Consider the following 18,707-nt stretch of genomic DNA (forward strand, 5'->3'; position numbering starts at 1 on the left):
TTGGCGAACCCCCCGTCCGCCGTTGGGCCGGACAGTGGGCGGCGCGGCCTCATGCCGCAATTGTCCCCGGCGCGTAAGTCTTTCAACGCGATTTTGAAAGACCTGACCATTGTCGCGCATTCCTTGATACAGAATTCCGCCCCTGACCGCTTGTCCTTGCGCGGCCGCCGCGCTTTGCTGACGCAACGACAGGCACAAGGGGAGAGAGATGCGCTACAGCCGAGACCTGACCGGATATGGCCGGACCACCCCCGATCCCCGCTGGCCGGGCGGTGCCCGCATCGCGGTCCAGATCGTCCTCAACTATGAGGAAGGCGGAGAGAACAGCATCGAGCATGGCGATCCCGCCTCGGAGGCGTTCCTGTCCGAGATCATCGGCGCCCAGCCCTGGCCCGGCCAGCGGCACTGGAACATGGAATCGATCTATGACTATGGCGCGCGGTCGGGCTTCTGGCGGATGCACCGCATGCTTTGCGACCTGCCGATCACCGTCTATGGCGTCGCCACCGCGCTGGAGCGCAGCCCCGAACAGGTGGCCGCCATGCAGGAGGCCGGGTGGGAGATCGCGACCCATGGCCTGAAATGGATCGACTATCGCAACGTCCCGCGCGAGGTCGAGGCCGACCACATCGCCCAGGCCGTGGCCCTGCACACCGCCATCACCGGCGAACGCCCGCACGGCTTCTATCAGGGGCGCACGTCGATGAACACGGTGGCCTTGGGCTGCGAGGAAGGCGGGTTCGCCTATCTGGCCGACACCATCGCGGACGAACTGCCCTATTGGCACGTCCACAACGGCCGGCCGCAGCTGATGGTGCCCTATACGATGGACGCCAACGACATGCGATTTTCCAGCGGACAAGGGTTCGGAACGGGGACCGACTTCTTCGACTATCTGCGCGACAGCTTCGACATCCTCTACGCCGAAGGGGCCGCCGGCGCGCCCAAGATGATGTCCATCGGCCTGCATTGCCGCCTGGCCGGGCGCCCCGGTCGAGCCATGGCGATCCAGCGGTTCCTGGACCACGCCCGAAGCCACGAGGGCGTCTGGTTCGCTAGCCGCCTGGACATCGCCCGCCACTGGGCGGCCGAACATCCGTTCCAGCCCCGCACACGCCCGTCGCAGATGGACCGCGACGCCTTTGTTGCACGGTTCGGCGGCGTCTATGAACATTCTCCCTTCATCGCCGAACGCGTCTGGGATGCCGAAATGGGCGCCGTCCACGACACGCTCGGCGGCCTTGCCGGGCGCATGGCGCAGATGTTCCGCGCGTCAGGCGACGACGAACGACTGGGCGTGCTGCGGGCCCACCCCGATCTGGCCGGCAAGCTGGCGCTGGCAAAGCGTCTGACCGCCGACAGCACCGCCGAACAGGCCAGCGCCGGTCTGGACGCGCTGACCGATGCGGAACGGGCCGAATTCACACGCCTGAACGACGCCTATGTCGCCAAGCACGGCTTTCCGTTCATCATCGCGGTCCGCGACCACGACAAGGCGGGCATCCTGTCCGCCATGCAGGCCCGCGTCGACAACGACACCGCCACCGAACGCGCCACAGCCGAGGCGCAGGTCACCCGCATCGCCACCCTTCGCCTGAAAGAGATCCTGAAATGACCCAGACCGGCCCCGCGGGCGCCCCCACCGGCGACATCGCCCAGCTTCCCACCGATGATGCCACCGCGCCGCGCATCCACTATGCCGGCCCCGTGGCGGGCCTGCCGCCCCAGACGGGGATGACCACCGACACGGCGATCTTCACCGAGGCCTATGCCGTCATCCCCCGCACCGTGATGCGCGACATCGTCACCAGCTATCTGCCCGGCTGGCAGGGGATGCGGTTCTGGATGTTGGCCCGCCCGCTGACCGGGTTCGCGGAAACCTTCAGCCAGTATATCGTCGAACTGGCCGAAGGCGGCGGCAGCGACACGCCCGACGACGACCCCGAGGTCCAGCACGCGATCTTCGTCACCGGCGGCGACATGCAGGTGGTGATCGACGGGACCGAGCATTTGCTGTCGCCGGGCGGCTTTGCCTATATCCCGGCTGGCACGCCTTGGCGGGTCAGGAACCGCACCGCAGGCCCCGCGGGCTTTCACTGGTGGCGCAAGCGCTGGCAGCCCTTTGCCGGCACTGACAAGCCCGACCCCATCGTGGTGCAGGAACAGGACATCGCCCCGTCCATGATGCCCGACACCGACGGGGCATGGGGCACCACGCGCTTTATGGACCCGGCCGATCTGCGCCATGACATGCACATCACCGTCGTCACGTTTAAACCCGGCGGCTCGATCCCCTTTGCGGAAACGCACGTGATGGAACACGGCCTTTTCGTGCTGGAAGGAAAGGCCGTCTATCGCCTGAACCGGGATTGGGTCGAGGTTGGTCCGGGCGATTACATGTGGCTGCGGGCGTTCTGTCCGCAGGCCTGTTACGCCGGCGGTCCGGGGCCGTTCCGTTATCTTCTGTACAAGGACGTGAACCGCCACGCGACGCTGTGGCCGAACCGCTAATTCGCCGGGGCCGCGATCACTTTAGCGGATCGTGGCCCCAGTTCATCAGGGAATAGCGCCAGTCGCTGTGTTCCTTGTCCTTTTCGGGGCCACCCTGCGCCAAGTGGCGCTTGATGTAGCCCGCGACCTTGGCCATGTGCGACCAGTCGTCGTCGGTCAGGTCGGCCTTCTTCTTGTCCTTGATGCGCAGGATGTGGCGGCCTGACTTGTGGCCGGTGCTTTCGCCATGCCCGCCGGTGTCGCCCACCGACTTGCTGTCGTCAGTGTCCAGCCAATCCTTCAGCTGGGACGGCGTCATGTTCACCAGCTTCTGCCAGTCGTCCCAAACCTGTTCATGCGATGCCATTGAATCCTCCTGCGATCGGCGGAAAAACTCTTGGCGCCAATGCGCGGTTCCAATCGGGCGGCATTCTGCTATGACCCCGCGTTGCACAGAATGCAAATTATTAACGTGGTAAACAGATGCGGATCATTGGCCTTGATGCGGCGCGAAGCCTGGCGATCGTGCTGGCGATGTCGTCGCATGTCTTTGCGGATGTGGGCCTTTACGCCCACATGCCCGGACCGCTGACCCGCGTTGCGGGATTTGCCTTCCAGATCGCCACACCGACCTTCATCCTGCTGTTCGGCACGATGCTGGAGGTGGTCTATCGCCCACGCTGGACCACGCGTCAGGCGCGCCATGGGGTTGCCATGCGGCTTTTGTCGCGGGCGTTCCAGTGCTGGGTTCTCTATGCGCTGACCATCCTGACACTGACCTTGACCGATGACGGCTACTCGGTGCCCTACAGCACCGCGACGATCCTGTTCATGGGAAATTCGCCCTATACGGAAATCCTGAAGTTCTATGCCATCGTCCTCGCCGTCGCGCCGATCCTGTTGTGGATCCGGGCGCGAACCGGGCTGCTGCCACTGGCGATCGCCGCGCTGGCCTGTCACGCGGCGTGGCCCCTGCTCAGCGGCCTTCCGGACGTCCAGAACGATCTTGGCGCGCGCACCCCCGTGGCCAGCCTCGTGCAGTTTCTGACCGGTTTCGGCGACCTGCCGCTTGCAGGTCCGTCCGTGCTGCACGGCCTGACGCTGGTCATCGCCGGACAATGCCTGGGCCGCTATCTGACCGGCCGGTCGGCGGCGGGATCGACAGACCCCTTGGCCGATCCAAGCTTTGGCCGCCGGGTGCGTGCGCTGCTGGTAGGGGGTGCGGGGGTCGCGCTGATCGGCGGGCTGTTCCTCAGCGTCGACATGATCGACGGCCTTGCGGATGGCAGCCTGCGCCGGGACAGCAATCCGCTCTATTTCGCAACTGGCATCCTGTCGGCGACGCTGATGACGCTGTTCTTCGTCTGGCTGATTGACATCCGAAAGGTCGGAAGCATCGCGGCATGGTCCCGCACCACCTTCTTTGGCCGCACCAGCATGTTCACCTTCGCCTGGGGCAATGTCCTGCTGTATCTGGTCGCCCCCCAGCCCACCGACGTGATCGGGGCAGTGGCATGGACCGCCGCCCTGCTGGCCGCGCTGTGCGTGATGAGCCTTGGTTTCGACCGCGCCGCGCGCCGCTCGACGATGGTGGCGACCACGCTGACGCGGCTCAGGCGGCCCGCCGACTGGCTGGCCGAACGGCTGCTATGGGGGATGGGCCGACTGCGCGCGGCCTAGCTCAGACCTTGGTGGCGCTGACCGGTGGCGTGACGGTGCGGGCGCGGATGCGCGCCTCGCGCCAGGTGATATAGCTGATCGCCCCGATCATCAGACCGCCGCCCAGGATCACCCAGGGGTCCAGCGGCTCATGAAAGACCAGCACGCCGACCAGGCTGGCCCAGATCAGCTGTAGGAACGTCACCGGCTGCGTGACGGTCAGCGGCGCTGCCGCAAAGGCCCGCGTCATCGTGTAATGGCCAAGCGTCGCAAAGACCGCGACCAGCGCCAGCCAGCCCAGCTGGCCCATCGTCGGCGGCACCCACTGCGCGATGGCCAGCGGTGCCAGACCGACCGACACAGTCAGCGACATCATCGCCACGACCACCGCCGCGGGCACGCGATCCGACAGCTGCTTGGCGATCAGATATGACAGACCGAAGGCGACAGCGGCCAGCACCTGGCTCAGATGCCCGGGGTCCAGCTCCCGCAACCCCGGCCGCAGTACGACCAGCGCGCCCATAAGCGCCACCGCCACCGCCGCGATCCGCCGCGAGGCCAGCTTTTCGCCCAGGAACAGCGCGGCGCAGATCGTCACGATGATGGGGTTCAGAAAGCCGATGGCCGTCACCTCGGCCACGGTGATGCGCGACATCGCATAGAACCACGCAACCACCGCCACCACGTGCAGCGCCCCACGCAGCGCGAACAGCCCCCAGATCCCCCGCGAAAACCCGCCCCGCAGGGCGCTGGTGATGACCGGGGCCAGAAACACCAATCCGAACAGAAAGCGGATGAACGCCGCCTGCGCCGCGGGCAGCGCGCCGTCCAGCCCGCGCACGATGGTGTTGACCGCGACAAAGCACAGCCCTGTCGCCAGCATCCATCCGATGCCGATCAGGTCGCGGCGTGTCTCGCTTTGCATCTGCATGATCTGCAATTGCCGCCTTTCCCGGCGGCGCGCAAGGCGCAAAACGCAAGACGGGCCGCCCCCGATGGGAACGGCCCGCCCGCGCCATCGACGGCGATTACAGTTGCGCCGCGATCTCTTCCGAGATGTCGAAATTGCCGGTGACGGTCTGGACGTCGTCGTCATCCTCCAGCGTGTCGATCAGGCGCATCAGCTTTTGCGCGGTCTCAAGGTCGGTGACCTCGGTGGGCGCCTGCGGCTTCCAGATCAGCTTGGCGGTGTCGGATTCGCCCAAGGACGCCTCCAATGCGCTGGACACCTCGTTCAGCGCGGTGTCGGCGCAATAGATCCAGTGGCCCTCCTCGTCGGATTCGACGTCGTCGGCCCCGGCCTCCAGCGCGGCCAGCATGACCGTGTCGGCATCGCCCGCGGATGCGGGATAGACGATCTCTCCGACCCGGTCGAACATGAAGCTGACCGAACCGGTCTGGCCCATGTCGCCGCCCGACTTGGTGAAATAGCTGCGCACGTTCGACGCGGTGCGGTTGCGGTTGTCCGTCATCGCCTCGACCACCAGCGCGATCCCGTTCGGGCCGTAACCCTCATAGCGGATCTCGTCATAGGTCTCGGCGTCGCCGCCCTGCGATTTCTTGATGGCGCGGTCGATCACGTCCTTGGGGACGGATTTCGACTTGGCCTCCTTGACGGCCAAGCGCAGGCGCGGGTTCTTTTCAGGATCGGGGTCGCCCATCTTGGCGGCCACGGTGATCTCTTTCGCCAGCTTGGAGAACAGCTTGGACCGCAGCTTGTCCTGCCGGCCCTTGCGGTGCTGGATGTTGGCCCATTTGGAATGCCCTGCCATGTCGGGTCGTCCTTCGTGCGGAAACTGGAATATGGCCCGCTTCTAGTCCAGCGGGCACCCCCATCGCAATGCGAAACGCGGCCCCAGGGGGCCGCGCGGTGGTCGTCCGGTGATCGGGCGCGCCTTACAGCGCGGCGGAACCGCCCAGGATGCGGCGGACTTCGCCGTCGCGGGTCAGGCCCTTGGCGGACAGTTCGGCATCCGACATCTGGCTCAGGCGGTTCAGCGCGCGCATCTGCGGGCTTGCCTCGGCCAGAGCGATCATGAAGCGGCCCACGGCACGGAACGGCGCCAACAGCGAGCCGGCCGAGAAACCGGTGGATTTGTGATCGACAGAAGCGATGGTCGCCATGTGGAAACTCCTTGCATAGGACAAAGTCGTTTCCTCCCCTGCGCCCTAGATCGGGGTTTTGCCCCCCGATCGCAACCGCCGATGCTGCATGGCAGCATTGCAGTTGCGGCAAACGCAAGGCGTCAGGGGACCAGCGGCCACAGGATGGGGATGATCAGGCACGCCACGATGCCGCAGATGATGTCCAGCGGCACGCCCACCTTGACGAAGTCAGAGAACCGATACCCCCCCGGCCCATAAACCATCATGTGTGTCTGATAGCCGATGGGCGTCGCAAAGGCGACGGTCGCCGCGAACATGACGGCCACGACATAGGGGTCGTGGGTCGTGGCCAAGGGTCGTGGCCAGCGCGATGGCAATGGGCGTCAGAAGGACGGCGACCGCATTGTTCGACAGGACCTCGGTCAGGATCAGGCCCAGGAAATAGACCGCGATCAGGGTCAGGAACGGCGGCAGGTCCATCAGGTGCGGTGCCAGGAAGTCGACGATCAGGTTGACCGTCCCCGTATGTTCCAACGCCTCGCCCACGGCCAGCATGGCAAAGATCATCGCCATCAGGCGGCCGTCCACGAAAGAGAACGCCTCTTCGGCGTCGACGCAGCGGGTGATCAGGATCACCGCCGCCGCCAGGAAGGACAGCGCCAGAATCGGGGCGACGTTCAGGGCCGCCAGCGTCACCACGGCCAGCAGGCAGATGATCGCGATGGGGGCGCGATTGCGCCGATAGGCCCGCGCCGAGGGGCGCGAGACGTCGACCATCTCCATGTCGGTGGCCAGGCGGCCGATATCCTCGGGCGCGCCCTCCAGCAGCAGGGTGTCGCCCACGCGCACCACCAGGTCGTCCAGCTGGCGACCGATGTTCTGGTTCCGCCGGTGCGCCGCCAGGACATAGATGCCGTAGCGGCGGCGCAGGCGCAGGTCGCCAAGGCGTCGACCGATCAGATGGCAGCCCGGCGAGATCAGGACCTCGACCGTTTCGGTCGCGACCGAGCCCAGCTTGTCCAGCATCTGCAGGTTCTTGTTGTCCAGCATCTCCAGCAGGTCGGACATCTCCGACCGCAGGACGACGCGGTCGCCGGGGGCCAGCACGACCTCGGGCAGGTTGCGGCGCAGCGACGCGTCGCCCCGCAGCACGTCGATCAGGCGCACCGCGTCGCGCTTGAACAGCGCCACCTCGGTCACAGTCTGGCCGACAAGGGACGAATCCTCGGGGATCGCGACTTCGGTGAAGTACTTCATCTCGCGGCGCGACCCCAGGAAGCCGGCCAGCGAGGTGCGTTCGGGCAGAAGCTTGCGCCCGATCAGCAGGAAATAGGCGATCCCGGCAAGCGTGATGGCGATGCCGACCGGGGCGATCTCGAAGATCGTGAAGGGCTCCATCCCGCGTTCGCGCGCGACCCCGTCGACCAGCAGGTTTGTCGAGGTGCCGATCAACGAGATCATGCCCCCCATCAACGTGAAATAACTAAGCGGCATCAACAGTTTGGACGGCGTTGTTCCCAGCCGCAGCGCCAGCTGGATGCAGATCGGGATCATCACCGCGACGACCGGCGTGTTGTTCATCACCGCCGACGCCACGATCACGAAGCCGAACAGGCTGGCCACCGCCAGCATCGGATTGGTGTCGGCGCGGGCCGACACGATGCTGGACATCAGGTCCAGCGCCCCGGTCCGCATCAGGCCGCCCATCAGCAGGTACATGAAGGCGATCGTCCAGGGCGCGGCATTCGACAGCACCCCCGCCGCATCCTCGACAGGCAGCAGCCCCAGCACCATCATCGTCGCCGCCGAGGCGATGGCGATGACCTCTGGCGGGTGCTTTTCGCGGATGAAGAGGACGAAGGTGATGCTGACGATGATCAGCATGGCAACGGAAGCGGTCGTGCCGGTCAGTTCAAAGCCAAGCATGAAGATCCTGTCTCGTCACACGGCCCGGATGCGGCCCCGACATCGGGGTGTAGAGCAGTTTTCTGCGCTGCCGCAAGCGAAAGTTGAAACGGTGCCGGCGGGTCAGGCCGGATGCGTGGCCGCCAGCCGACCGCCGTCGCGCACCGGCTGGACGCTGCGCGCCTGCCCCGTGCGGTCGTCCGTCTCGACCAGCACGCCGGACAGCGTGGCCTCGCCCTCGGCAGGCACGAAGCGGTCGCGGACCATGCCGGTGATGAAGCGGCGCAGCGGCTCTGCCTTGTCCATGCCGATCACGCTGTCATAGTCGCCGCACATTCCCGCATCGGTCAGATAGGCCGTCCCGCGCGGCAGCACCTGTGCATCGGCCGTGGGGACGTGGGTGTGGGTGCCCACCACCAGGCTGGCGCGCCCGTCGCAGAAATGACCCACGGCCATCTTCTCGCTGGTCGCTTCGGCGTGGATGTCGACCAGGGCGGCCTGCACCATGCCCCCCGGCGGATGGGCGCGCAGCACGCCGTCCAGCGCCGAGAACGGATCGTCATAGGGACGCGACATGAACACCTGGCCCAGGGCCTGCACGATCAGCGCCTTGCGCCCGCGCTGGTCGCTGATGATCGTATGGCCGCGGCCCGGCGCCTCGCGCGCGAAGTTCAGCGGGCGCACGATCCGCGGTTCGCGGTCGATGAAGGCCAGCATGTCCTTTTGATCAAAGGCATGGTCGCCGAGCGTCAGGCAATCGGCCCCCGCCTCCAGCAGCAGCTGCGCGTGACCCGCGGTCAGGCCGCGCCCGCCGCTGGCATTCTCCGAATTGACCACGACAAGATCGGCCTTCAGCCTGGCGCGCAGCCCCGCCAGCCGTTCGGTGATCGCTCGACGGCCCGAACGGCCCATCACATCGCCAAGAAACAGAATTTTCATGGGGGTCTGCTATGCCAATCTGCGTGCGGCCTCAAGCGCGCACATGCAAAAAGGGCTGCCTTGCGGCAGCCCTTTCATATCGTCGCCGTAAGGCGTCGGATCAGACGAACTGAACGTTCGTTGCCGATTCGCGACCGTCGCGGCCACGCTCCAGCTCGAACGTCACCTTCTGGCCGTCGGCCGGAGCCGACAGGCCCGCGCGCTCGAGAGCCGAGATGTGCAGGAAAACGTCCTGGCGGCCGCCTTCCGGTTGAATGAAGCCGAAGCCTTTGGTGCTGTTGAACCACTTCACGGTGCCGTTGGCCATCGTGAGATCTCCTGTCTTAGTGTTCCACCCGCAGTATGCGGTGGCTTGGCCGTCAGATTAACAAAGCAGACTGAAGGCAGAAGCAGACAGGATGCAGAGAATTTAACGTAGCCATGTCTAGATAGGGCGGACAGGGCCTTAATGCAAGGGAAACTTGGTGCCGGCTGAGGGATTTGAACCCCCGACCCCCTGATTACAAATCAGACGCTCTACCACTGAGCTAAGCCGGCATCGTCGTCCGATTACCAAGCCGCCCGATGTTACGCAAGCGGCGGCTTCGTGCGCCTTGCACCGCCCAGGTTGGTGCGCGCCAAAAGCGCGACCGCGGCCAGCCCCACGGCCATCACCAGCAGTGCCGCGGGCGCGGCGTTGCCCAGATCCTCCAGGCTGGCGCGTTCGTGGGTGCGGGTCGCCAGCGTCTCGAAGTTGAACGGGCGCAGCAGCAGCGTTGCGGGCAGTTCCTTGACGCAATCGACGAAGACCAGCAGCAGCGCCGCCCCCACCGACCCGCGCATCATCGGCAGATAGACCGCGCGCAGCACCCCGGCATTGTCGCGCCCCAGCGACCGCGCCGCCATCGGCAGCGAGGGCGGCACCCGCGTGAAGGCCGCGTCGATCGCCCCCTGCCCGATCGCGAAGAAACGGACCAGATAGGCCAGCACGATGGCCGTGCCCGTGCCCGTCAGGATCAGCCCCGGATCGGTGCCCGTCACCGCCAGCCAGCCATCCGCGACCCGGTGGTCCAGCGCGGCCAGCGGGATCAGCAGGCCCACCGCCAGCACCGCCCCCGGCGCGGCATAGCCGATGGTCGTGACCGGCATCAGCAGGCGCGGCAGCGCCCGCCCCGACAGGCGCGTGCCATAGACCATGATCAGCGCCATCAGCACCGTCAGCACCGCGGCAATCCCGCCCAATGACACCGTATGCCAAGCGGCCCGCACCAGCCCCGGCGACACCCAACCCTGTGGATAGGCCAGCGCATAGGTCGCGATCACCCCCCACCGGCAGGACGAACCCCATCGCGAAGGGCAGCGTGCAGGCCAGCGTCGCCAAGACCCCAGGCAAGGCACGCAGGCGCTGGCGCTGGATCGGCCGCGGCTGCCGGGCGCTTTGGTGATAGCGCGCATTGCGGCGGGCAAAGCGTTCCCACAGCGACAGAAGCACGATGATGGCCAGCATCGCGCAGGCGATCTGGGCGGCGCCGCCGGCGTTCCGACGCTCCAGCCAGGTGGTGAAGATGCCGGTGTTCAGGGTCTGGACCCCGAAATAGCTGACGACGCCGTAATCGGCGACCGCCTCCATCATCGCGATGGCCGATCCCGCCACGATGGCCGGGCGCGCCAGCGGCAGGCCAACGCGGGCGAACAGGCCCCAGGGGCCGGTGCCCAGGGCGCGCGCGACCTCGTATGCGCTGCCCGACTGTTCGTGCAGCGCGGCGCGCGTTAGCAGATAGACATAGGGATAGAGCGCAGAGGCCAGCACCACGATCGCAGCCTCCAGCGAGCGGATGCGGGGGGAACCAGTAGTCGCGGGCCGTCTCCCACCCGAACCAGCCGCGCAGGGCGATCTGGACCGGGCCGGAATAATCCAGGAAATCGGCCAGCGCATAGGCGCCGATATAGGCGGGCACCGCCAGCGGCAGCAGCAGCAGCCACTGCAGCACGCCGCGGCCCGGAAAGTCGTACATGCTGACCAGCCAGGCAGCCCCGGTGCCCATCGCTGCGGCCAGCAGTCCCGTCCCCACCGCCAGCGCGACCGTGTTGCCGAAATAGCGGGGCATGACGCTGGACAGCAGATGCGGCCAGATGTTGTCGGTGGGGTTCAGCGCCAACCAGACGACCGACAGGACCGGCATCAGCACAAGCCCCGCGACCAGGACCGCGGCGACCGACCATCCGCGCCCGCCCCCCTGGCGCAGGGCATGATCGTGACGGCGGCTGCGGGTCGGTTCTGGGGCTGTCCGGGTCATGCCCAAGGGCGATATGCCAAAGCGGTTTGACTGTCCACGCCGGACGGTTAATCTGCGCGCCACAACCAGGGTGGGCTTGCCCGCCGCAAGGCCAAGAAAAGACGGGACAGTTCAGATGCAGATGGTTTTCCACCTGGGGGTGCACGGCACCGACCGCGACCGCCTGCTCAAGACGCTGCTGAACAACCGCGCCGCCCTGCAGGGCATCGGCACCGAGGTGGTCACCCCGAACCGCCACCGTGGGCTGTTCGACGAGGCGCTGGCATCGCTGAACGGCGGCACCGCCACGCCCGAGATGGAACAGATCATGATGGACGCGATGCTGGAAAGCGACGATCCCAAGCGGATCGTGATGTCCACCTCGACCTTCATGGGTGCGCCGGGCCGGGCTGTGGGGCGCGACGGGCTCTATCCGCAGATCGGCATGCGCGCGGCCGCGCTGTCGCGGCTGTTCCCGTCGGCGCGGACCGAGTTCTTCCTGGCGATGCGCAATCCCGCCACCCTGCTGGCCGAGGTCCTGCCCCAGTTCAGCGGCGGCGGCTATGACGACCTGATGCAGGGCAATCACCCGCTGCAGCTGCGCTGGCGGCTGGCCATCCAGAAGCTGGTCCGATCGGTGCAGGGCCGCCGCCTGGTCCTGTGGTGCCACGAGGATGTGCCGCTGATCTGGCCCGAGGTGGTGCGGTTGATCGGCGCATTGCCCGACGGCGTGCCGCTGGCGGGAAACATGCCCTACATGTTCGACCTGCTGGGCCCGTCCGGGATGGAGAAGCTGCGCGCCGCGATGGCGGGCCGCGACCAGACCAATGTCGCGCAGCGCCGCCAGATCTATTCCGACGTCCTGGCCGCACATGCCTTGCCCGAGGTGCTGGAGCAGACCGTCGACCTGCCGGGCTGGACGCAGGGGCTGGTCGATCAGGTGACCGAAAACTATCGCGCCGACGTGGCCGAGATCGCGGTCCTGCCGGGCGTCGAGTTCATCCTGCCCTAGGGCCGCGCGGGCGGCCCCGGGACGGGTGCGTCAGACCATGCCCAGGGCGGCCTTGTACATGTCCAGGATCGCCTCTTCCTCGGCGATGTCGTCCTTGTCGCGGCGGCGCAGGGCGATGATCTGCTTCATCACCTTGGTGTCGTATCCGCGGGCCTTGGCCTCGGCCATCACCTCTTTCTGGCGTTCGGCGATGTCCTTCTTTTCGGCCTCAAGCTGCTCGAACTGTTCGATGAACTGGCGCAGCTCGTCCGCGGCCACCCCATAGGCTTGATCGTCCTGCATCGGATTCGTCCCTTCTTGCGCGTTTGCACCGGGTGTTAGGCGGTCTTGTTGCGGGGTGCAATCGCCGCTAGGGGACGGTCGCGAAACCCCGCTTTGCGCAAGGAGACGACCATGACCCTGTTCGACTGGATCATCTGGAGCGGCGCGGCCCTGACCCTGATCGGGCTGGGCGCCCTTGTCTGGTGCATCTGGACCGTCAGCCGCGCCCGCGCGCGGGGCCTGGACGACGCGGCGCTGCGCGAGAAGATGCGCGGCGTGCTGGCCGTGAACATGGGCGCGCTGGCGGCATCGGTCATCGGCCTGATGATGGTCGTGATCGGCATCGTGCTGGCCCGGTGACCCGACGATGAGGGTCCTGATCCAGCGTGTCACCCAAGCCAGCGTCACCGTCGACGCCCAGATCGTGGGGCAGACCGGGCCGGGCCTGCTGATCCTGGCCTGCGCCATGCGGGGCGACGACGACGCGGCCGCCACGGCACTGGCCGGGCGGGTCGCGCGGCTGCGCATCTTCCGCGACGATCAGGGGCGGATGAACCGGTCGGTGCTGGACACGGGCGGGACGGCGCTGGTCGTCAGCCAGTTCACCCTGGCCGCCGACACCCGCAGCGGCAACCGCCCCCGGCTTCTCCTCGGCCGCCGCGCCCGACGATGGCCGGCGCCTGTACGAACGCTTCGCTCAGGCGCTGCGCGACCTGGGGGTCCCCACCGAAACCGGGCGCTTTGGCGCGGATATGCAGGTGGTTTTGGTCAATGACGGGCCCGTGACGATCTGGATGGACAGCGCCGACCGCGCCTGACCATCCAGGACCGTGCCTGACGGGGCTTGACTTTCACGTCATTTCCGCCCATCTGACCCCCATCGCCGTCCGCTGCCGCGTGAGCAGCCTTGGGCCCCTGCCCGATGACGCCGACACCCAATCCAGTTTCCCATTCACGCGGGGAGGCAGCAGGCATCCTCGTATCGCGCCTGCACCCCTGCCACTGGCCGCGCCCTGCGCGGGGCCCCTGCCTTTGCGTCCGATACGGGGGACGGAAGGGACGAAAGATCCTGATGGAACAGAACAACACCCGCCGCCGCCCCAACCGTGGCGGCAAGTCCACCCCCGCCCGCCCGCCGATCCAGGCCAACGAAGGCCGCCGCGCCCCCGCCCGCGAACCCGTCATCACAGGTCCCTTCGCGGATATGGGGATCGACCACCGCATCAACGCCAACATCATCGCGATGGGCCTGACCACGCCCACCCCGATCCAGGAACAGGGCATTCCCGCCATCGTGCAGGGCCGCGACGTGCTGGGCCTGGCCCAGACCGGCACCGGCAAGACGGCGGCCTTCGGCCTGCCGATGCTGACCCGCCTGATCAACTATGGCAAGAAGCCCGACCCCAAGACCTGCCGCGCGCTGATCCTGGCACCGACCCGCGAACTGGCCACCCAGATCGCGACGAACATCGACGCCTATGCCGAAGGCACGCCGATCCGGTCGTTCCGCGTCGTGGGCGGCGCCTCGATCAACACCCAGACCGAGCGGCTGTCGCGCGGCGTGGACGTGCTGATCGCCCACCCCGGGCCGCCTGATGGACCTGATCGAGCGTCGCGCGATCAGCCTGGAGGCCACCACCTATCTGGTGCTGGACGAGGCTGACCAGATGCTGGACATCGGCTTCATCCACACGCTGCGCAAGATCGCGCGGATGCTGCCCCGTGAACGCCAGACGCTGATGTTCTCGGCCACCATGCCCAAGCTGATGTCGGAACTGTCGGATACCTACCTGACCAACCCGGTCAAGGTCGCCGTGAACCCGCCGGGCCAGGCCGCCAAGAAGATCGAACAGGGTGTCCACTTCGTCAGCCAGGGCGACAAGGCCACGCTGCTGGCCGAATACATGTCCAAGCACACCAACGAGCTGGCGATGGTCTTCGGCCGCACCAAGCACGGCTGCGAAAAGCTGGCCAAGCTGCTGGAAAAGTGGGGCTTCGCGGTCGCCGCGATCCACGGCAACAAGAGCCAGGGCCAGCGCGAGCGTGCGCTGGAGGCCTTCCGCAAGGGAGAGACCAAGGTGCTGGTCGCCACCGACGTGGCCGCCCGCGGCCTGGACATCCCCGAGGTCGCGCATGTCTACAACTACGACCTGCCGAACGTCCCTGAGAACTATGTCCACCGCATCGGCCGGACGGCGCGTGCAGGTCGTGACGGTCGCGCCGTGGCCTTCTGCTCGCCTGCCGAACTGGGAGAGCTGCGCGCCATCGAGAAGGCCATGAAGAACGCCATTCCGGTGATCGGCGGCGACGTGCCCTCGGCCGCCGCGGCGGCAGCGGCGGGTCCTGCCGGCGGCGCACAGCGCGGACGCGGCAAGCCGATGGACGGGGGCGCCCACAAGCGTCCGGCACGCCGCCCGTCGCGCGCACCCCAAGAGCCGCACCGCCTGATCCCTGCCGCAAGGCGGAACGGGTATCTGGACAACGAACGGGCCGCCGGGGCGCAATCTCCGGCGGCTTTCGCTTGTCGCGCGTGATGCGCGCGGGTATGGGCCGGGCACCATGGCAAAGCTGTATTTCAACTATTCGACGATGAACGCGGGCAAGAGCACGCTGCTGCTTCAGGCGTCCTACAACTATCGCGAACGCGGGATGGAGACGCTGCTGCTGACCGCGGCGCTGGACGACCGCGCCGGCAGGGGGCGGATCGCCAGCCGGATCGGCATCGCCGACGAGGCGCTGTCCTTTGACAGCGCGTCCGACCTGCTGACGCTGGTGGCGCAGACCGCGCCGCGCCCCGCCTGCGTGTTCGTCGACGAGGCGCAGTTCCTGACCGCGGACCAGGTCTGGCAGCTGGCCCGCGTGGCCGACGACCTGGGCATTCCGGTCATGTGCTATGGGCTGCGGGTCGATTTCCGGGGCATGCTGTTTCCGGGATCCGCTGCCCTGCTGGCGCTGGCCGACGACATGCGCGAGGTGCGCACCATCTGTCATTGCGGCAAGAAGGCCACCATGGTCATCCGCCGCAACGAGGCGGGACAGGCGATCACCGAGGGCGCGCAGGTGCAGGTCGGCGGGAACGAGACCTATGTCTCGCTCTGCCGCAAGCACTGGCGCGAGGCCACGGGAAACTGATCACGATTGCCCCGTCCCGGCCATGGCGCGTTGCGGGGCGGATTGGGTTGATGTAACCATCATGGAAAACAACCTAGGGGGACTTATCATGCGCGGATTCCTGATCTGGGTGGCGGCCGTGCTGGCCATGACGGCCCCCGCCAGGGCCTTTGACACGACAGCATCGGCCGCGTGGGTCTATGACGTCCAGACCGGCACCGTGCTGATGGAGAAGAACGCCGAGACGCCGCTTCCCCCGGCATCGATGTCCAAGTTGATGACCCTGACCATGCTGTTCGAGGCGCTGCGCGACGGTCGCGTAAGCATGGACACGACCTTTCCGGTGTCCGAGAAGGCGTGGCGCATGGGCGGGTCCAAGATGTTCGTGGAACCAGCCGACCGCCCCTCGGTCGAGGACCTGATTCACGGCATCATCATCAATTCCGGCAACGACGCCTGCGTCGTCGTGGCCGAGGGCCTGGCCGGGACCGAAGAGGCCTTTGCCCGCCAGATGAACGAACGCGCGGCGCAGCTGGGACTGACCCACACGACGCTGACGAACGCCTCGGGCTGGCCCGATCCGGGACATCGCATGTCGATGGAGGATCTGGGTCTGCTGGCCACCTACATCATCACGGAATTCCCGGATCTCTATCCGAACTTCGCCATGACCTCGTTCAACTACAAGGGCCGCGTGCCGTCGAACGCGGGCAACCGCAACCCGCTGCTGTCCATCGGCACGGGTGAATGGACCGCCGACGGGCTGAAGACCGGCCACACCCAGGAGGCCGGATACGGCCTGGTCGGGTCGGCCATCCAGGACGGGCGTCGCATCATCTTCGTCATCACCGGCCTGACAAGCGACCGTGCCCGGGCCGAGGAATCCGAACGCCTGGTCAACTGGGCATTCCGCGAATTCAGCATGCGCACCCTGGTCCCCGCCGGAGAGGACGTGGCGCAGGCGCCCGTCTGGCTGGGCACCGTGTCGCGGGTCGGCCTGACCACCCAGAACGGCGTCAACGTCCTGGTTCCCGCCGGCGTCCAGGATCAGGTCAAGGTCGAGGTGGTCTACGATTCCCCCGTCCCCGCGCCCATCGCGCGGGGGGACCGCCTTGGTCAGTTGGTCGTGACCATCCCCGGCACGCGCGACACCGTCACGCCCCTGATCGCCACGCAGGACATCCCCGAGGCCGGGCTGGTGGGCCGCATGAAGGGGGCCGTGATGCAGCTTGGCCAGCGTGCCATCACCGCCGTCACCGGCTGATGCTGATCAGCCTGGAAGGCATCGACGGCTGCGGCAAGTCCACCCAGTCCCGCCTGCTGGCCGACGCGCTGCGGGCGCAGGGCCACGAGGTCGTGCTGACCCGAGAGCCGGGCGGCAGCCCCGGCGCCGAGGAGATCCGCCGCCTGCTGGTCGAGGGGGCGGGCGAACGCTGGTCGCCCGAGACGGAATGCCTGCTGTTCACCGCCGCCCGGCGCGATCATCTGGAACGCACGATCCGACCCGCGCTGAAAGCGGGCCATGTCGTCGTGACCGACCGGTTCGCCGACAGCACCCGCGTCTATCAGGGTGCGGCGCGGGGTGACCTGCGGGACATGGTGGACCGGCTGCACGCGCTGATGATCGGGGTCGAGCCGGACCGGACCTTCGTCATCGACATCGACCCAGAAACGGGGCTTGCCCGCGGCACTGCGCGCGGCGGGGCCGAGGACCGCTTCGAAAGCCTGGGGCTGGCCTTCCAGCAGCTGCTGGCGACGGGCTTTCGCGCGCTGGCCGCTGAATATCCCGACCGTGTCCGGCTGATCGACGGCAGAGGCAGCGCCACGGACGTGTCCGCCCGCATCATGGCCGCGTTGTGAAGACCGAGGCCGCCGACATTCCCGAACCCGACCGGGTCCCGGGCGCACCCCATCCGCGTCACGCGACGCGCGTGATCGGTCAGGACGCGGCTGCGGCGGCGTTCCTGCAGGCCGCGCAGGGCGACCGGCTGCATCACGCCTGGCTGCTGACCGGGCCGCGCGGGGTCGGCAAGGCGACGCTGGCCTGGGCCATCGCGCGCTGGCTGCTGGCCGAGACCGGGCGGGCCGATCTGGCCGTCGATCCCGACGCGCCAGAGGCCCGCCGCATCGCCGCCCTGTCCGAGCCGCGCCTGGCCCTGATCCGCCGCCCCTGGGACGACAAGACCAGCCGCCTGCGCGCCGAGATCACCGTGGACGAGATCCGCAAGCTGCTGTCCTTCTTCCACCTCTCGGCAGCCGAGGGCGGTCGTCGCGTGGCGATCATCGATGCCGCCGACGAGATGAACATTCCTGCCGCCAACGCCCTTCTGAAGGTGCTGGAGGAGCCGCCGTCGGATGCGCTGATCCTGCTGATCGCGCATCAGCCCGCACGCCTGCTGCCCACGATCCGGTCACGCTGCCGCACGCTGCGCCTGTCGCCGCTGCCGCCGCGACAGATGTCGGCGATCCTGTCCGACATGGGCCTGAACGAGGATGCCGAGGCGCTGTCGGCCCTGTCCGACGGATCGGTCGGAGAGGCGCTGCGGCTGGCCGGCCAGGGGGGCCTTGACCGCTATCAGGACCTGGTCGACCTGTTCGCCACCCTGCCCCGGCTGGACCGGCTGGCGGCATCCAAATTCGCCGATGGCGCGGCGGGGCGCGCGGGCGCCGATGGCGACCCGTTCGATCTGACCATCACCGTGCTGGACCGCTTCGTTACCCGGCTGGCGCGGGCGGGGCTGATGGGCGCGCCGCTGCCCCAGGCCGCGCGCGGCGAAGGGGCTTTGATGGCGCGGCTGTCACCCGACGACCACGCCGCCCGCATCTGGGCCGAGGCGCAGGCCCGCCTGTCGGCGCGTGCCCGCACGGGACGGGCGGTCAACCTTGACCCTGCCGCGCTGGTCATGGATATGGTGCTGGAACTGGCGCAGCTGCCGCCCGCGCAAGCGTCCCTGACCAAGGCCTGACCG

16 protein-coding genes, 1 tRNA gene and 4 pseudogenes are annotated in these 18,707 nt (G+C 67.5%); 11 read left to right on the plus strand and 10 right to left on the minus strand.

Annotated elements, in window-relative coordinates; genetic code table 11:
• The first annotated feature begins 208 nt into the window (after positions 1–208).
• On the plus strand, positions 209–1,615 hold the full coding sequence (gene puuE, locus F1642_RS04250) for an allantoinase PuuE (RefSeq protein WP_194885559.1): 1,407 nt from the start codon (positions 209–211) through the stop codon (positions 1,613–1,615).
• Complete coding sequence (locus F1642_RS04255) at positions 1,612–2,511, plus strand: bifunctional allantoicase/(S)-ureidoglycine aminohydrolase (RefSeq protein ID WP_139598168.1); 900 nt, start codon at positions 1,612–1,614, stop codon at positions 2,509–2,511. The genes puuE and F1642_RS04255 overlap by 4 nt, the downstream gene beginning before the upstream one ends.
• 16 nt (positions 2,512–2,527) lie before the next feature.
• On the opposite strand, the gene F1642_RS04260 is transcribed toward F1642_RS04255, so the two are convergent.
• A complete protein-coding gene (locus F1642_RS04260; RefSeq protein WP_194885560.1) occupies positions 2,528–2,857 on the minus strand; it encodes a DUF3140 domain-containing protein in 330 nt (109 codons plus the stop codon).
• Positions 2,858–2,973: 116 nt separating this feature from the next.
• Between F1642_RS04260 and F1642_RS04265 the strand changes: the two genes are divergently transcribed.
• On the plus strand, positions 2,974–4,170 hold the full coding sequence (locus F1642_RS04265) for a heparan-alpha-glucosaminide N-acetyltransferase domain-containing protein (protein ID WP_194885561.1): 1,197 nt from the start codon (positions 2,974–2,976) through the stop codon (positions 4,168–4,170).
• Between the two features lies 1 nt (position 4,171).
• Here F1642_RS04265 and F1642_RS04270 read toward each other — a convergent pair whose 3' ends face one another.
• From F1642_RS04270 to F1642_RS04305, 8 genes and pseudogenes are all read right to left on the minus strand, one after another.
• A complete protein-coding gene (locus F1642_RS04270) occupies positions 4,172–5,080 on the minus strand; it encodes a DMT family transporter (RefSeq protein ID WP_240542546.1) in 909 nt (302 codons plus the stop codon).
• A gap of 97 nt (positions 5,081–5,177) precedes the next feature.
• On the minus strand, positions 5,178–5,921 hold the full coding sequence (locus tag F1642_RS04275; RefSeq protein WP_045981286.1) for a YebC/PmpR family DNA-binding transcriptional regulator: 744 nt from the start codon (positions 5,919–5,921) through the stop codon (positions 5,178–5,180).
• 124 nt (positions 5,922–6,045) lie between these two features.
• Positions 6,046–6,273 (minus strand): hypothetical protein, encoded by a 228-nt coding sequence (locus tag F1642_RS04280; RefSeq protein ID WP_045981287.1) that lies wholly within the window; start codon positions 6,271–6,273, stop codon positions 6,046–6,048.
• 122 nt (positions 6,274–6,395) lie between these two features.
• Positions 6,396–8,181: pseudogene (locus tag F1642_RS04285) on the minus strand (SLC13 family permease).
• Positions 8,182–8,283: 102 nt separating this feature from the next.
• The gene (locus F1642_RS04290) at positions 8,284–9,099 is read right to left on the minus strand and encodes a TIGR00282 family metallophosphoesterase (protein WP_045999019.1); all 816 of its coding nucleotides are present in this window, start codon (positions 9,097–9,099) and stop codon (positions 8,284–8,286) included.
• 100 nt (positions 9,100–9,199) lie between these two features.
• Positions 9,200–9,406: a cold-shock protein gene (locus F1642_RS04295; RefSeq protein WP_042248736.1), complete on the minus strand. Its 207-nt coding sequence runs from the start codon at positions 9,404–9,406 to the stop codon at positions 9,200–9,202.
• Positions 9,407–9,561: 155 nt separating this feature from the next.
• A tRNA-Thr gene (locus F1642_RS04300) sits at positions 9,562–9,636 on the minus strand.
• A 30-nt stretch (positions 9,637–9,666) separates the two neighbouring features.
• Positions 9,667–11,261: pseudogene (locus F1642_RS04305) on the minus strand (ABC transporter permease).
• Between the two features lie 229 nt (positions 11,262–11,490).
• Here F1642_RS04305 and F1642_RS04310 point away from each other — a divergent pair.
• On the plus strand, positions 11,491–12,366 hold the full coding sequence (locus tag F1642_RS04310) for a hypothetical protein (RefSeq protein ID WP_045999018.1): 876 nt from the start codon (positions 11,491–11,493) through the stop codon (positions 12,364–12,366).
• 30 nt (positions 12,367–12,396) lie between these two features.
• On the opposite strand, the gene F1642_RS04315 is transcribed toward F1642_RS04310, so the two are convergent.
• A complete protein-coding gene (locus F1642_RS04315) occupies positions 12,397–12,648 on the minus strand; it encodes a DUF2312 domain-containing protein (RefSeq protein WP_042248738.1) in 252 nt (83 codons plus the stop codon).
• A 111-nt stretch (positions 12,649–12,759) separates the two neighbouring features.
• Here F1642_RS04315 and F1642_RS04320 point away from each other — a divergent pair, with 111 nt between their 5' ends.
• The 7 genes and pseudogenes from F1642_RS04320 (at position 12,760) to F1642_RS04350 (ending at position 18,704) form a co-directional block, all read left to right on the plus strand.
• A complete protein-coding gene (locus tag F1642_RS04320; protein WP_045981291.1) occupies positions 12,760–12,987 on the plus strand; it encodes a hypothetical protein in 228 nt (75 codons plus the stop codon).
• A 7-nt stretch (positions 12,988–12,994) separates the two neighbouring features.
• Positions 12,995–13,445, plus strand: a pseudogene (gene dtd / locus F1642_RS04325) (D-aminoacyl-tRNA deacylase).
• A 386-nt stretch (positions 13,446–13,831) separates the two neighbouring features.
• Positions 13,832–15,161 (plus strand): annotated as a pseudogene (locus F1642_RS04330) (DEAD/DEAH box helicase).
• Positions 15,162–15,186: 25 nt separating this feature from the next.
• Positions 15,187–15,759, plus strand: coding sequence for a thymidine kinase (locus F1642_RS04335; protein ID WP_194885562.1), 573 nt, complete (start codon positions 15,187–15,189; stop codon positions 15,757–15,759).
• A gap of 88 nt (positions 15,760–15,847) precedes the next feature.
• Positions 15,848–17,002, plus strand: a complete 1,155-nt coding sequence (locus F1642_RS04340; protein WP_194885563.1) for a D-alanyl-D-alanine carboxypeptidase family protein — start codon at positions 15,848–15,850, stop codon at positions 17,000–17,002.
• A complete protein-coding gene (tmk, locus tag F1642_RS04345; RefSeq protein WP_194885564.1) occupies positions 17,002–17,598 on the plus strand; it encodes a dTMP kinase in 597 nt (198 codons plus the stop codon). The genes F1642_RS04340 and tmk overlap by 1 nt, the downstream gene beginning before the upstream one ends.
• The gene (locus tag F1642_RS04350; RefSeq protein WP_194885565.1) at positions 17,595–18,704 is read left to right on the plus strand and encodes a DNA polymerase III subunit delta'; all 1,110 of its coding nucleotides are present in this window, start codon (positions 17,595–17,597) and stop codon (positions 18,702–18,704) included. Before tmk ends, F1642_RS04350 begins: the two co-directional genes overlap by 4 nt.
• Positions 18,705–18,707 lie beyond the last annotated feature (3 nt).

Origin of the sequence: Paracoccus sp. NBH48 (assembly GCF_015390265.1) — a bacterium.
Lineage (GTDB): Bacteria > Pseudomonadota > Alphaproteobacteria > Rhodobacterales > Rhodobacteraceae > Paracoccus > Paracoccus marcusii.